1 protein-coding gene is annotated in these 305 nt (G+C 69.2%); it reads right to left on the reverse strand.

The features are described 5' to 3' along the window. Positions 1-128: FAD-dependent monooxygenase (locus ACYP5B_RS38370; RefSeq protein WP_459573061.1), on the reverse strand; the 128-nt coding region annotated here is incomplete at its 3' end. Positions 129-305: the final 177 nt, after the last annotated feature.

The raw sequence follows: 305 nt of genomic DNA on the forward strand, positions 1-305 counted from the left end.
ATATCCGCGGCCTTGTCGATGGCCAGGGTACGGACGCCGTAGCGTCCCAGCAGGTTGGCCGCGGTTGCGCCGACCGGACCCAGGCCCACCAGCAGGACGTCGACCTGCTCGGGCAATGTGGTATTCATGAGCGGTTCCTCTACGGGAGGGGGCTCGGCGCGTTCACGCCGGGCAGTTGAAGTCGAGAGGGAACGGAAACCGTCCGAGCAAATCCTGCACGCGCGCCACGTCCGCGGCGGGGCATTGGACGAAGGCGACGGTGCCGCGCCGGATATCCGGTCCCACGCGCACGCTGGCGGCCGTGC

This window comes from Cupriavidus sp. 8B (assembly GCF_054589115.1).